Annotated in this window: 13 protein-coding genes; 4 read left to right on the forward strand and 9 right to left on the reverse strand. The window is 72.2% G+C overall.

The window, feature by feature from the left end; genetic code table 11:
* Nucleotides 1-64: 64 nt before the first annotated feature.
* The gene (locus tag AB0I88_RS01360) at nt 65-937 is read left to right on the forward strand and encodes a universal stress protein (protein ID WP_361017052.1); all 873 of its coding nucleotides are present in this window, start codon (nt 65-67) and stop codon (nt 935-937) included.
* Nucleotides 934-3,321, forward strand: a complete 2,388-nt coding sequence (locus AB0I88_RS01365) for a GNAT family N-acetyltransferase (RefSeq protein ID WP_361017054.1) — start codon at nt 934-936, stop codon at nt 3,319-3,321. Before AB0I88_RS01360 ends, AB0I88_RS01365 begins: the two co-directional genes overlap by 4 nt.
* An 18-nt stretch (nt 3,322-3,339) precedes the next feature.
* Here the strand turns inward: AB0I88_RS01365 and AB0I88_RS01370 are convergent, their stop codons facing one another.
* Entirely contained in the window at nt 3,340-3,984 is a 645-nt protein-coding gene (locus tag AB0I88_RS01370; RefSeq protein ID WP_361017056.1) for a hypothetical protein, read from the reverse strand.
* A gap of 118 nt (nt 3,985-4,102) precedes the next feature.
* Here AB0I88_RS01370 and AB0I88_RS01375 point away from each other — a divergent pair, with 118 nt between their 5' ends.
* Nucleotides 4,103-5,035 carry a TAXI family TRAP transporter solute-binding subunit gene (locus AB0I88_RS01375; RefSeq protein WP_361017057.1) on the forward strand — a complete coding sequence of 311 codons (933 nt, stop codon included), beginning with the start codon at nt 4,103-4,105 and terminating at the stop codon, nt 5,033-5,035.
* Between the two features lie 46 nt (nt 5,036-5,081).
* Here the strand turns inward: AB0I88_RS01375 and AB0I88_RS01380 are convergent, their stop codons facing one another.
* The 8 genes from AB0I88_RS01380 to AB0I88_RS01415 form a co-directional block, all read right to left on the reverse strand.
* Complete coding sequence (locus AB0I88_RS01380; RefSeq protein ID WP_361017058.1) at nt 5,082-5,402, reverse strand: hypothetical protein; 321 nt, start codon at nt 5,400-5,402, stop codon at nt 5,082-5,084.
* A gap of 56 nt (nt 5,403-5,458) precedes the next feature.
* Nucleotides 5,459-6,817 carry a HAMP domain-containing sensor histidine kinase gene (locus AB0I88_RS01385; protein WP_361017060.1) on the reverse strand — a complete coding sequence of 453 codons (1,359 nt, stop codon included), beginning with the start codon at nt 6,815-6,817 and terminating at the stop codon, nt 5,459-5,461.
* 93 nt (nt 6,818-6,910) lie between these two features.
* Nucleotides 6,911-7,570, reverse strand: a complete 660-nt coding sequence (locus AB0I88_RS01390; RefSeq protein ID WP_361017062.1) for a response regulator transcription factor — start codon at nt 7,568-7,570, stop codon at nt 6,911-6,913.
* Nucleotides 7,571-7,799: 229 nt separating this feature from the next.
* Nucleotides 7,800-8,105, reverse strand: a complete 306-nt coding sequence (locus AB0I88_RS01395) for a hypothetical protein (RefSeq protein ID WP_361017064.1) — start codon at nt 8,103-8,105, stop codon at nt 7,800-7,802.
* Between the two features lie 175 nt (nt 8,106-8,280).
* Nucleotides 8,281-8,754 (reverse strand): (2Fe-2S)-binding protein, encoded by a 474-nt coding sequence (locus AB0I88_RS01400; RefSeq protein WP_361017066.1) that lies wholly within the window; start codon nt 8,752-8,754, stop codon nt 8,281-8,283.
* Between the two features lie 15 nt (nt 8,755-8,769).
* Nucleotides 8,770-10,998: a molybdopterin cofactor-binding domain-containing protein gene (locus AB0I88_RS01405; RefSeq protein ID WP_361017067.1), complete on the reverse strand. Its 2,229-nt coding sequence runs from the start codon at nt 10,996-10,998 to the stop codon at nt 8,770-8,772.
* The gene (locus AB0I88_RS01410) at nt 10,998-12,218 is read right to left on the reverse strand and encodes an oxygenase MpaB family protein (protein WP_361017069.1); all 1,221 of its coding nucleotides are present in this window, start codon (nt 12,216-12,218) and stop codon (nt 10,998-11,000) included. The genes AB0I88_RS01405 and AB0I88_RS01410 overlap by 1 nt, the downstream gene beginning before the upstream one ends.
* Before the next feature lie 19 nt (nt 12,219-12,237).
* Nucleotides 12,238-13,461, reverse strand: coding sequence for an oxygenase MpaB family protein (locus AB0I88_RS01415; RefSeq protein WP_361017071.1), 1,224 nt, complete (start codon nt 13,459-13,461; stop codon nt 12,238-12,240).
* A gap of 167 nt (nt 13,462-13,628) precedes the next feature.
* On the opposite strand from AB0I88_RS01415, the gene AB0I88_RS01420 reads away from it, so the two are divergent.
* A complete protein-coding gene (locus AB0I88_RS01420) occupies nt 13,629-14,255 on the forward strand; it encodes a helix-turn-helix domain-containing protein (RefSeq protein WP_361017072.1) in 627 nt (208 codons plus the stop codon).
* The last annotated feature ends 1 nt before the right edge of the window (nt 14,256 follow it).

A 14,256-nucleotide genomic window follows, 5' to 3' on the forward strand; every position in this document is an offset into this window, starting at 1 on the left:
GGGCCCTGCCCGGGTGCTCCGGCGCTGACGAGGCTGTGTGCCAGCAGCCGTGAGGGAGGATCCGATGGGCACTCCGACGATCGTGGTAGCCGTCGACGGCGCCGAGTCCTCCCGGGCGGCCGTGCGGTGGGCCGCCCGACAGGGTGCCCGCGACGGCCGGCAGTTGCTGCTGGTTCACGTTCTCGACTGGGACGGGGCGGGCGGCCGCTACGACTGGGGTGGCCGCCGGTTCGAGGCGGCCCGCCGGGTGGCCCAGGAGTTCGTCGACCGGGCGGAGGACGACGCCCGGACAGCCGACCCGTCGATCCTGGTGGACACCAAGATCCTGGTCGGTGACCCGGCCGCCCATCTGGTCATCACCTCCCGTCCGGCCACGCTGATGGTGCTCGGCAACCGTGGCCACGGCGGATTCGCCGGCCTCGGTCTCGGCTCGGTCAGCCAACGGGTCGCGACGCACGCCTACTGCCCGGTGGTGGTGGTCCGTGGCCGCGCCGACGCCGGGGAGGGGCCGGTCGCGGTGGGTGTCGACAACGCCGGCACGGCCGGCGACGTGCTGGCGGCCGGGTTCGCCGCCGCCCAGAGCCACGGCTGTTCTCTCCTCGCGGTCCGCTCCTGCGTGCCGGTCCCATCGGCGTACCGGACCGGCCCGCACAACCCCGACCAGGACGACACCGAACGTGCCCGCCTGCAGGAGCAGCTGGCGCCGTGGCGCACGAAGTTCCCGGACGTGCCGGTGGAGGTCCTGCTGTCGCACGACAGCCCGGCGGCCGCCCTGAACGGGGTGTCCCGCCGGTGCCGCCTGGTCGTGGTCGGCAGCCGCGGCCACGGCGTGTTCGCCGGCGCCCTGCTCGGATCCACCGGCCTGCAGCTGCTGCACCACGCCGACTGCCCGGTGCTGATCGTGCGCCCGGACGACCGGAAGGACGCCCGGCGATGACGGCCACAGCCGCGGCCACCACCACGGCCACCGGCTCGGCCGACGCGCTCACCGCCGACGGCGGCATCATCACCATCCGGCCCGTCACCGACGCGGACCGGCCGGCCGTCGCGGCCCTGTACGAGCGCGCGTCGGCGGCCAGCCTGCGGCTGCGGTTCTTCGCCCAGCCCAGCGTCGCCACCCTCGCCGCCGAGGTCCGGCGGGTCTGCCGGCCGGAAGCCGACGATCACGTCAACGTCGCCGCGTACGAGGGTCCCGACCTGGTCGGCATCGCGTCCGGGGAGCGGCTCGGCGGCCGGCCGCGCGCCGAGTTCGCGGTGTTCGTCGACGAACGGCACCGCGGCCGGGGCATCGGCACGCTGCTGCTGGAGCACCTGGCGGCCCGCTGCCGGCGGCACGGCATCACCGAACTGGTCGGCGAGGTGCTGCCCGGCAACACCGACATGCTGCGGGTGGCCCGGAAGCTGACCCCACAGGCGTCGCACCGCTACGACCGCGGGGTCGTCGACGTCACCCTGCTCACCGACGACGAACGCGACTGGGCGGCGGTGGACGAGCGGGACCGCACCGCCGAGCGGGCGTCGCTGCGGGCCCTGCTCAGCCCCATCTCGATCGCCGTGGTCGGCGCCGGTCACCGGCCCGGCGGCATCGGCCGCGAGACGGTACGGGCGCTGCTCGACCACGGCTACCCGGGCGTGCTGTACGCCGTCAACCGGCACGGCGCCCCGATCGGCCCGGTCCCCGCCTTCCACCGTCTGCGCGACCTGCCCGGTCCGGTGGATCTGCTGGTGATCGCGGTGCCGGCCGACCAGGTGGCGGGCGTGCTCGCCGACGGCGCCGAGGCCGGCGCCCGCGGGGCCGTGGTGCTCAGCTCCGGATTCTCCGAGGAGGGCCCGGAGGGCAGCCGCCGTGAGGCCGACCTGGTCCGGCTGGCCCGCGCGCACGGCGTCCGCCTGATCGGCCCGAACTGCCTCGGCGTGATCAACACCGATCCGGCCGTCCGCCTGACCGCCTGCCTGGCCCCGGTCACCCCACCGCAGGGCAGCCTCGGCGTCGCCGTGCAGTCCGGTGCGGTCGCCACCACCCTCCTGCAGCACGCGCAGCGGGCCGGGATCGGCGTGTCCACCCTGGTGTCGCTCGGCAACAAGGCCGACGTGAGCGGCAACGACCTGATCGCCTACTGGTACGACGACCCGGCCACCCACGCCGTCGCCCTGCACCTGGAGTCCTTCGGCAACCCGCGCAAGTTCGCCCGTACCGTCCGGGCCCTGTCCCGGCGTAAGCCGGTGCTGGCGCTGCGCACCGGCCGGACCGGCGACCCGAGCACGGTCGACGCCCTGTTCGCCCAGGCCGGGGTGATCGCCACCGACACCCTGGGCGAACTGCTGGACGCGGCCCGGGTGCTCACCGACCAGCCGCTTCCGTCCGGCCGGCGCCTCGCCGTGGTGAGCAACGCGGCCGGGCTCAACCTGCTCGCCGCCGACGCGGCCACCGCTGTCGGCCTGTGCCCGCAGCAACCGGTGGACCTGGGCGGCGCCGTGTCGCCGGAACGGTTCGCCGCCACCGCCGACGACGCCGCCGCGAACGCCGACATGCTGCTGCTCCTGGTCGCCGGCACCCGCGCCAACCGGCCCGCCGCCATTCTCACCGAGCTGGGCCGGGTGGTGGACCGGCACCCGGACCGCGCCGTCGCCGTCGTGCTGACCGGAGCCGCCGGGCTGCCGCGGCGGCTCGGTGAGCGTGGCGTTCCCGTCTTCGAACTGCCCGAGCAGGCGGTCCGGGCGCTGGGCCGCGCCGCGGACTACGCCGCGTGGCGGCAGACGCCGCTCGGCGGTCGCGCCGAGCTGCCCGGCATCGACCGCCGGGGTGCGCGCACCGTGATCGAACAGGCCCTCGCCGCCGGGCCCGGACAGCAGCCGCCCGAGGTGGCCACGGAGCTGTTGTTCACCTACGGCATCCACGTGCGGCCCAACGGCGGGGAGACCGGGACCTTCCGGCTCACCGCCGGGCTGCGGCACGACCCGCTGTTCGGGTCGCTGGTGACGCTCGCCCGGCACGGCGCCCCGGCCGACCCGAGCGACGACCGGGTGCTGCGGCTGGTGCCGATGACCGATCTGGACGCGAGCCGGATGTGGCGGTCGCTGCGCTGCGCCCCGCTGCTGGCCGGCGAACGCGGGCTGCCCGCCGCGCACACCGCCGGGCTGGAGGAGCTGCTGCTGCGCCTGAGCCGGCTCGCCGAGGACCACCCGGAGATCGCCGAGATCGAACTCGACCCGGTGACCGTCGGCCCGCACGCCGTCCGCCCGGCCGGTGCCCGCCTGAGTCTCGCCCCGGTCGGCGACGAACCGGACCCGGTGCTGCGCCGGCTGCGGGCGCCCGGCTGACGTACCGCTGAAGGGGTCTCAGCCGGCGACGGCACGCAGGCCGAGCCGCGGCGGGGTGGCCGGAAGCAGATCGGCGGCGTCCGCGGAGACGGTGACCACGACGCAGCCGGAACGGCGGGTGACCATGGCCGTCGCGCCGAGCAGGCGCGCCGCCCGGACCAGCACCGCGGCGATCTCCTGATCGCGGACCGTCACCCAGATCAGGTCGCGGCGCCGCCGCTGGCCGGCGGCCAGCAGCGCGGCCCGCCAGGCGGCCTGCGCCAGCGCGAGGCGCTGCGCGTGCCGGGGCGAGGAGGCGCCGAGCGACGTGGAGTCGAGGAGGGCCTGGCGGCCTTGCCGCCAGGCCGACTCGAGCATCCGGCCGGTGGCCAGACGCTGTGTTTCCTGTACGAGCACCCGCTGCACCTGGTAGCGACGGCGCCCGCCGCCCGACCAGGTCTCCCGTGCAGCCGCGCACCCCAGGTCGGTGAGCAGGAAGGCGAGCCGGTCGGCCGCTTCCGCGCGGTCGAACTCCGCCAGGGACTCACCGGACCGCGGAACCGGTCGCAGCGGCGACGGCCGCTGCGGGCGGGCCGTGTCGACACACTCGACGAGGCAGGCCGATTCGAAGGCGGCGGGCAGCGCACGGGCGAGAACGACCGCACGTGTCGTCGTCTGGTCCATCGGCATCTCCCTTCCGCGGTTATCCGACACCGTGGCCGATCCGGCCGTTCGGCCGGTACTCCCCCGGCGAAGACTTGAGGGAAACTTGCGCGGACCGGAACCTCCCGCGTTGGGAAACATGGTGACCCTCGGAAGCAGCCGCCGCTCGACCCTCGCCGGGCTGCTCGCGCTCCTGATGATCACCGCCTGTGACACCGGCACGACGCAGGAGCGCCGGGTGCGGATCGCCACCGGCAGCCCGACCGCCGTCTACCACGCCATCGGCACCGCCCTGGCCGGTGTGATCGAGCGCGAGCTACCGGGCACCGACGCCGAGGTGCTGGTCACCGCCGCCTCCAAGGAGAACCAGGACATGGTGTCGCGCGGCGCCGCCGAGATCGGTTTCACCCAGGCGGACGTCCTGGTCACCGGCGGGCAGCCGGCGCCGTCGCTGGTCGCGCTGGCCCGGGTGTACGACGATCTGCTGCACCTGGTGGTCCGCGCCGACGGCCCGATCCGGGACCTGGCGGACCTCAGAGGCCGGAAGGTCTCGGTGGGCGCCCGCGGGTCCGGCACCACCGTGACGGTGGACCGGCTGCTGTCGGTCGCGGACATGTCGACGGCGATGTACCGGCGGCAGTTGAGCCTGGACGACTCGATCCGGGCGCTGCGGGACCGGGAGATCGACGCGTTCTTCTTCTCCGGCGGTCTGCCGGTCACCGGCATCAAGCAGCTCGGCGACGACATCGGCATCCGGGTGGTGGACCTGTCCCGGTGGGCCGGCGACCTGCGCCGCGACTACAGCGACGTGTACGTGGTGCGCGATGTGCCCACCTCGGCGTACTCGGTGCCGCCGGTCGCCACGATCGCGGTGCCGAACCTGCTGGTGGCGGCCGAGTCGATGCCGGAGGATCTGGCGTACGAGCTGACCCGGCTGTTGATGGAGCGGCGTGAGGTGCTGGCGTCGGCGCATCCGGCGGCCGAGCGCCTGGACCCGCGGACAGCGATCTCCACCCTGCCGGTGCCGCTGCATCCGGGGGCGGCCCGCTACTACCGGTCGGTGAAGCCCTGACCCGTTCGCTGAGAAGCGAACGCCGGCGAGGTCGGGCCACCGGCTCTCACGGCGGCGGTACCCGCAAGGAGCCGATCGCCTCCTCCCTGGTATCGCCGAAACGCAACGGCACGAAGTGGCCGTTCACGTCCCGGCCGCACCGGACCAGGCCGCCCGACACCAGGGCCCCGTGCGGAGGATCCCAGGTCACCAGGGGTGAGAATCGGGCCTCCGCGCCGGAGGCCGCCGCCGGGTCGGCGATCTTCCCGGCGGCGAGACCCTCGGTCGACGGCAGGTCCGACATCCAGCCGAACACCCGGCCGGCCCGGATCTCGTCGCCGTCCTGAGCCGCGCACCACAGTGGGTAGGCCTGCGGTATGACCGTCATCCCGTCATTGTCGGCCACCGCACGGGCGCGAACAGCCGGTATGCGGCGTTCGGGGGTCAAGCCGTGAACCAGATCGTGGCGGCCAGGCCGCCGGACGCCGCGGGCGCCAGGGTGAAACGGCCGCCGGACGCCTCCACCAGCACCGCGACGATCGACAGGCCCAGGCCGGCGCCGTCGACGTTCTGCGCGTCCGGGGCCCGCCAGAACCGTTCGGACGCCCGGCGGCGCTGCTCCTCGGTCATGCCGGGGCCGGTGTCGCGGACCGTCACCTCGGCCCCGCCGTCACGGGACGTGACCTCCACCTCGACCTTGCCCCCGGCCGGCGTGAACTTCAGCGCGTTGTCGATCAGCGCGTCCAGCGCCTGATCCAGAGCGGTGGCCACGGTCCGCGCCGGCAACGGCTCCTCCGGCAGGACGGTGACCAGCTCGATCTCGCGCCGCTCGACGAGCGGCTGCCACGCCCGCACCCGGTGGCGGGTGAGCGCCACCGTGTCGACGACCTCGGTCCGCTGCTGGCCGCGCTCGGCCCGGGCCAGCGCCAGCAGCCCGTCCAGCACGTCGGCCAGCCGGTCCGTCTCCTCCAGGGCGAACTCGTGGTCGGCGCGCAGATCGTCGTCGTCGAGACGGCTGCCCAGATCCTCGATCCGCAGCCGCAGCACGGTGAGCGGATTGCGCAGCTGATGACTGGCGTGCGCCACGAACGAGCGCTGCCGCTCCATCGCCTCGGCCACCGCGTCCGCCATCTCGTTGAAACTGGCCGACAGCCGCCGCAGCTCCGGCGGGCCGAGGCCGGGCTGCACCCGGGCCCCGCTGTCCCCGGCGGCGATCTCGTGAGCGGCCGCGTCCAGCCGGGTCACCGGGCGCAGCACCCAGCCGGCCAGCCGGTGCGCGGTGGTCAGGCAGGCGACCACCGCGATCGCGCCGACCATGGCCAGGAGCAGCCACACCACCAGCACGGCGCGCCGGTTGCGGTCGGTGGGCGAGACGGTCAGCACCACTCCCAGTACGGCGCCGCCGTCACTGACCGGCACCGCCACCACCAGAGGCTCGTCCTCCCACGGCCACAGCGTCTTCGGGCTGCCCACCTGGTGACCGGCGAGCGCGCCGCGGATCGCCCAGCCCGGGTCGGCGGGCCGGTCGCCGAAGACGCTGAGCACCCGCTGATCCTGGTCGACCAGCATGGTGCCGATGCCGTACAGCTCCTGGTAGCGGCGCAGCTCGCCGGTGAGCGTGTCCAGCTCGCCGCTGCGCACCGCGGGCGCCGCCAGCGAGGCGAACCGGGTGGCGTCGGCCAGCCGGTCGGCGACCGCGCGATCGGTCTCCCTACTGGCGACCGTGACGGCCAGCGGAATCGCCAGGGCGAGCAGCACCATGCAGAGCAGCAGGAGGTAGGTGACCACCAACCGCCTGCGCACGGCGCCCCCTTCACGTCGAGCGCAAACCTAACCGACACCGCGGACGGTCCGCACCGGCTCAGGATCGCGGTTGTGTTACGCGAGCCGGGCGTCTCAGGTGGAGCGGAGGCGGTAGCCGACGCCGCGGACGGTCTGGACCAGGTCGGAATCGCCGAGCTTGTTGCGCAGCGAGCCGACGTGGACCTCCAGGGTGTGCTTGCCCGACCAGGTGGTCTGCCAGACGTCGAGCATGATGCGCTCGCGGGTCAGGGCCACTCCCGGCTGCCGGGCCAGCGACACCAGGATGTCGAACTCCTTGCGGGTCAGGTTGACCGGTGTGCCGCTCACCTCGACGGTCCGGGCGCCGAGGTCGATGCGCAGCGGCCCGACCTCGAGGACCTGGGCGGGCAGAGGAGCCGACCGCAGGGTCCGCCGCAGCAGCGCCTCGATGCGGGCCTGCAACTCGGCCATCGAGAACGGTTTGACCACGTAGTCGTCGGCGCCGACGCGCAGCCCGGTGACCCTGTCGCGCTCCTCGCCGCGGGCCGTGACGGCGATGATGCCGAGGTTCTCGTTGCGGGCGCGCAGGACCCGGCACACGTCGATGCCGTCGCCGTCGGGCAGGTTGAGATCCAGCAGGACGAGATCGCACGGGGCGGCCTCGAGCGCCGCGGTGGCGGTGGCGGCGTGCTCGACCGCGTAACCGCGCCGCTGGAGCATCACGGTCATCACCGCGCCGACCCGGCGGTCATCCTCCACCAGCAAGATCCGCATCGGTTCCGGCCCTTCCGTCGTTCGAACGCCGAACGGTAGCCGCCGAATGTTTCCGGCAGCCACTCGGAGAATATTGGCGCTTGACAATCCGGCGGTGGTTTTGTCGGTGACCCGGCAGCTCAGCCCGGCGGTCGCGCCGCGGGCCGGGCCCGGCAGCAAGCCCGGCGTGAGCTGCGGTAACGATTCCGGTTGCGGTTGGTTACCGTCCGTCGCGTACGCCGAATGGGTGTCAAGAAGCGGCCATCCGGATGAGCGCGTTGCCGCCGAGCATCAGCACGTCGGCGCCGGCGACGAACGCCATGCACCGGCGGAACAGGCGGTCGGCGAGTTCGGGGTCGGCGGTGGCGCCCCAGCCGCGGAACAGCAGGATGATCGCGCAGACCACCAGCGGCACCCCACCGATGACCAGCAGCCAGCCCTCGCCCGGCGTGGTGCCGCGCGCCACCAGCATGGTCACCATCACCGCCGGGAGGATCCCGAAGAACACCACGGCGAGTACGGCATACCAGCGCAGTGGTGTGACAGCGTTCGTCATCAGATCCCTTTCGTGTCGTCCGGCCCGGGAGAAGATACCGGCACGGGTGTCGGATCGGCACGACGGCGCTCGTAGCAGGGGTGAGGGGTGAGGCGTTGCCGGACCTGGACGTGGCGCTCGACCTTGCGGCCGCGGGTTCGAGGGCCTGCGGCCGCGAGGTCGAGGTGCGCCCCTCCTATGATCCGGCGGCCGCCCGGATGGCCTCCCTGATCCGGGCGTAGGTGCCGCACCGGCAGATGTTGCGGATGCCGTCGAGGTCGGCGTCGGTGATGTCGCGGCCCTCGGCGGCCACCCGGCGGACCAGGTCGACCGCCGCCATGATCTGCCCGGGCTGGCAGTAGCCGCACTGGACGACGTCGTGGTCGAGCCACGCCTGCTGCATCGGGTGCAGGTCGCCCCCGGCGGTGGCGGCCAGTCCTTCGATGGTGACCACCTCATCGCCGGGGCGCAGGTCCCGGACCGGTACGGCACACGGGTTGAACGCCCGGCCGTTGAGGTGGCTGGTGCAGGCTTTGCAGACGTTGATGCCGCAGCCGTACTTCGGGCCGGTGATCCCGAGGACGTCGCGCAGCACCCACAGCAGGCGCACGTCGCTGTCGACGTCGACGGTGACCTGCTCACCGTTGACCCGGAAGGTGTGCTCGGGCACTCAGGACGCTCCTTTTCAGCGGACGTGGTCGAGACCGTCGACCGGGGACGCCGGAATCGGCGGGACGGTGGGTTTCGGCACGAACGACAGGGTGCCGTGGTTGATCGGGAAGGTGGTCGGCATGGTGCCGGTGGCCCGGCCGTAGGCGCAGGCGACCGCCGCCATGGCCGCCGACACGCCCAGTTCGCCGGCGCCGCCGGGCTGGTCGGAGTCGCTGGGCATGATGATGATCCGCAGCTCGGGCGGGGTGTTCCACTGCCGGGTGTAGAAGTAGTTGTCCCAGCTCGCCTCCAGGAAGTAGCCGTCGCGCAGGTGCAGGCTGGAGGTGAGGGTCAGCGCGATGCCGTCCATCACACAACCCATCATCTGCGCCTGGAGCCCGAGCGGGTTCACGGCCAGCCCCACGTCGACGGCGAAGGTCGCCCGGGTGACCCGCGGACCGGCCACCCCGTCGCGGATCGGCCGGTTCACCGTCTCCGGCCGGCAGTCGATCTCGACGAGGCAGGCGCTGACCGCCTTGTACTCGGCGTGGAAGGCGATGCCCTGCGCGACCCCGGCCGGCAGTTTGCGCCCCCATCCGCCGGCCTCGGCCACGGTACGCAGCACGGCCCGGGAGCGTTCGCCGCGCAGCATGTCGTGCCGGAACCGGTACGGGTCCCGGCCCATCCGGCCCGCGACCTGGTCGACGACGAGTTCCCGGGCGGTGGTGGTGTCGGGTGAGTAGACGTTGCGCATGCTGCCGGTGTTGAAGCCTTTGCCGGTCTCGCTGAGCAGCCGGCTGTGCAGCCCGAAGTCGTACGGCGAGGTGTGGCTGAACTGGAAGAACGTCTGGGCGAACGCCTTGTCCCCGATCGGCAGTTTGGCGGCCATCGCGGTGAACAGCTCGCCCAGCCCATGTCCCAGGTCGGTGGTGACGCTGGTGTGCCGCTGTTCGAAGCCGAGGACCAGGTTCCCGGCGTAGGCGATGCGGACCCGGGAGGTGGCCATCGGGTGGGTGCGGCCCTGCCGGGAGTCGTCGGCCCGATGCCACATGAGCTTCACCGGTTTGCCGATCTTCTGCGACATCTCGGCCGCTTCCAGGGCGGCGTCGAAGAACAGTTTCCGGCCGAACGAGCCGCCGCCCTCGGTGACGTGCACGGTGACCGCGCCGACCGGCAGGCCGAGGCGGGCCGCGATGGTCTGCTTGGCGACGATCGGGGATTTCAGGGCCGACCAGATCTCGGCGCGGCCGTTGCGGACGTCGGCGATCGCGCAGTTCGGCTCCAGGGCGCTGTTGCTGCGGAAGTGGAAGGTGAACCGGCCCTCCACGTACGGGGTGATCGGCCGTGGACCCAGCGGCAGCTCGGCCGCGGCCAGCTCACGCAGCACCGACTCGTCCGACTTGCCCTCGACGGTGCCGGGTTTCCAGGAGACCCGCAGCGCGCGGACCGCGTCGATGCACTGGCCGAACGTCTCGGCGCGGACCGCGACGCCGGTGGAGATGGTGACGACGTCGGTGACGCCCGGCATGGCGCGCACCTCGTCGAGGTTGGCGACCGTGCCGGGTTTGCCGTTGATCGTCGGTGGCCGGCACACCATCGCCGGTTTGGCGCCGGGCACCGCCAGGTCCATGGCGAACTTCTTGCGCCCGGTGACCGCGTCGCGGGCGTCGACGCGGCCGTGCGGGCGGCCGATGACGGTGAAGTCGTCCTTGGCGGTCAGCTCCACCGGCACGGCGAGGGTGCGCGGGCTGGCGGCTTTGGCGGCCAGTTCGCCGATGCCGATCCGCCGCCCGTCGGCGGTGCTGATCACACCGTCGGCGAGCCGCAGATCGTCGGAGCCGAACTCCACGGCCGCCGCGGCGAGCAGGCGCTTGCGGGCGACGGCCGCGGCCACCCGGATCGGCGTGTAGGTGGCGATCGTCGTGTTCGACGCCCCGGTGAGCTGGTTGAACAGCAGTTCCGGCCGGGCGTCGGCCAGGGTGACCCGCACCCGGTGCACGGGCACCGCCAGCTCCTCGGCGATGAGCATCGCCGTCGAGGTGGTGATGCCCTGCCCCACCTCTGCCCGGGGCAGGGCGAACGACACCGTACCGTCGGTGTTGATCTCCACCGTGATCAGGCCGGACGTGGGCAGCGCCGCGGCCGTCATGATGTCGTTGAGATCGAGCAGTTCCGCGGCCTGCGCCTCCCCGGGGGAGGCGGCGGCCACCAGTACGGGGGCCGCCAGCACATATCCCAGGAACCGTCGCCGGGATGTCGCCATCACTCGGGCCGGTTCGTCGTCGGAATCTCGATCTTGGTCTCCTTGGCCTTGGTCAGGAACAGGAGGATGTACTGCCGGGCCGCCTCGTCCAGCACCCAGGCGACCTCGGGCACCAGCGGCAGCGGGATGAGCTTCTCCCGGAACTTGACCAGCAGCGGCCACGCCCGCGCCACCAGCGGCTCCCAGATCGGCTCCCGTCTGATCTGGTCCCAGTCGGCCACCTGGTCGCCGACCAGGTAGCGGGCCAGCGCGTTGACCAGCGGCCGGCTGATGCTGGCCGGGCTGGTCTGCTCGGCGAGCTGGCCGAGCAGGATGTCGGTGAGTTCGACGCCCTCCCGGGTGGGTCCCATGTTGGGCGGGAGCACCTGGTCGGACTGGGCGTTGGCGGCCGCCCAGGTGGCCGGGATGTACTCGTCGCGCACCCCGAGCATGTGCGCGGTGACCTGCCAGACGTGCAGGTACGCCTGGGAGTCGGCGGCGTTGATCGGGACCTGCCATTCCCGCATCTTGCGCATCGCGTACGTGGGAAGCGTGTGCCAGGTGACCAGGATGTCCTCCTGGCTGATCGGGACGCCCCACTTCCAGTGCGGCGACTGTTGCAGCAGGTGCCGCACCGCTGCGTGGACCAGTCGCGTCTTGACCGCCTGGACGATGCAGTCGCCGTCCGGCCGGTACGCGTTGAGCGACCCGACCGAGAACCCGAGAAGGCTGGTCTTGGCGACCCGGTCCTCCATGTCGGCCCCACCCTTGGAGTAGTAGACCGACCACGCCTCCTTCGGGATCGCCGTGCTCAGCATGCCGCCGCCGACACCGTTGAGCAGGTTGAGGTAGAGCCCGCGCGACTTGTTGAACTGAGCCGCCGTCTCCAGTTTCGTGCGGTCCGCCCAGGACGGGAGCTGCCGCGCCTTCTCGATGAAATCGTGCAGGTAGCCGGGCAGTCCGGCGGGCAGTGGCTGGTCGTTGCGGGTCCAGTTCCACAGCAGCCGGTTGACCTCGGGAACCGCGCCGCTGTCCAGCAGTTCCGCGGAGACCGGGTCGGCCTCGGCGTCCCAGATCTGCCGCGGGTCGGCGCCGGAGCCGGAGCCCGCGATCGAGGCGGTCGGCGACCAGGTCCACGGTGACACGTCGCGGGAGAAGGCCGGGGTGGGGAATCCGAAGACCCCCATCGCGCCCAGCGCCCCGCCACCGGCCAGCAGTTTGCGCCGGCTCATCTCAGCCATGCTGTTCTCCTCTTACAGGTCAGGTGGGACGGTTGGTGAGCGGGATCTCGATGCTGATCGGCTTGGCCTCGGAGAGGAACAGCAGCGCGGCCTTGCGCAGGAACTCGTCGAACAGCCAGTAGGCCTTCGGGGCGAGCGGGAAGGGCAGCAGTCCTTCTCGTACGGCCACGAACGGTCCCCAGGCGGTCCTCAGTAGCGGGTCCCAGATCGGCTCGCGGGGGATCTTCAGCCAGTTGGCGATCTCGTCGCCGAGCATGAACCGGGTGAACGAGCCGAGGATGGGCGCGCTGAGGATGCCCGCGTCGATCGGCGTACCCAGGTGCAGCAGGATGTCGGCGAGCTTGATGCCCTCCGGGGTGGGCCGCAGGATCGGGTCGAGGACCTGCTCGGCCTGCGAGTCGGCCTGGCTCCAGGAGTTGGGGATGTACTCATCCTTGACGCCGAGCAGGTGCGCGCCGACCTGCCACGAGTGCAGGAACGCCTCGGACTCGGCGGCCGGGATCGGCACCTTCCAGGCGGTCAGCTTCCGCATGACGGTGGTGGGCAGGCTGTGCCAGGTGACCATGATGTCGGCCTGGCTGATCGGGATGTCCTCCTCGGCGACCGGCGTCCAGTAGGGCGACTGCGGCAGCAGGTGGCGCACGGCGGCGTGCACGAGCCGGGTCTTGACCGCCGTCACGATCATCTCGCCGTCCGGCCGGTACGCGTTGACCGAGCCGATGTCGTACCCCAGTTTGGCGGTCTTGGAGATGCGGTCCTTCATGTCCGCGCCGCCCTGGGAGTAGTAGACGGCCAGGGCCTCCTTCGGGATGACGGTGCTCATCATCCCGCTGGCCAGGCCGTAGAGGACGCCGAGGTAGAGGCCGCGTTTCTCGTTGAACTTCACGGCCAGGTCGAGTTTGCCCTGGTCGGCCCAGGCGGGCAGCCGCCGGGCGCGTTCCATGAAGTCGCGCAGGTCGGCCGGGAGCCCGTCGGGCAGCGGCTGCCCGTTCTTCTTCCAGGTCCGTAGGAGGGCGTTGACCTGGGGCACGTCGCCGCGCTCGATGAGGGACGCGACGAGCGGGTCGGCCTCGGAGTCCCACACCCATCGCGGGTCCGCCCCGGCTCCCGCGCCGGCCACGGATCCGGTGGGAGACCAGGTCCACAGTGACTGTGCCTGTGCCGGCGCGGCGGCGCTGAGCGCCCCCAGCGCGCCCAGCGCGCCGCCGGCTCTCAACATGTTGCGCCTGCTGAGTGGTTCCATGCTTCACTCCAGCCTTGATACGGTGAAACACGAACTGCTTCGGTGTATCAGCCACTAGAGCACAGGGTCAGCGCGTTCACAAGCTTGAATTTTTGCGTTCATCGATATGTGACGGACGTTGATACGCTGATACGCCACGCGTAAAGCCATATCGGGGGAGGACGTCCATGTCGATGCTCGGACGTGCACTGGCCGAGGCCTTCGAATCCGACGACCCAGGCGACGAGGTCACCGCCCGGCTGCTCGACGCGGCCTACGACCAGTTCTGCCGGATGGGCATCCGCCGCTCCACCATGGAGGACGTGGCCCGCCGCGCCGGCGTCTCTCGGATCACCGCCTATCGCCGGTTCGCCACCAAGGATCTGCTGGTCGAGCAGGTGGTCCGGCGCGAGTTCCGGCGCTACTTCGACCAGTTCCTGCTCGACATCGCCGAGGCCCGCACCGCCGCCGACCGGGTCGTCGTCGGGTTCGTCAGCTCCCTGCAGGCGTTCCGGAGCAACCCACTGATCGGCGGCCTGATGGGCGCCGAGCCCGACCTGCTGGTCCCCTCGATGATCAGCGACGGCGGCGAGACCCTGTCCACGGTCCAGCAGTTCGTCGCCGGCCAGTTGCGCCGCGAGCAGGAGGCCGGTTACATCTCCGAGCGGGTCGACGTGAACCTGGTCGCCGAGATGTGGACCCGTCTCTCCGCGTCCTTCCTCGCCATTCCGAGCCGGGTCGTCGACCTCGACGACACCGAACAACTGCGCGCCCTGGCCCGCCGTTACCTCGCCCCGATGCTCGAAGCCCCCTGAC

Origin of the sequence: Actinoplanes sp. NPDC049802, assembly GCF_040656595.1 — a bacterium.
Classification (GTDB): Bacteria; Actinomycetota; Actinomycetes; order Mycobacteriales; family Micromonosporaceae; genus Actinoplanes.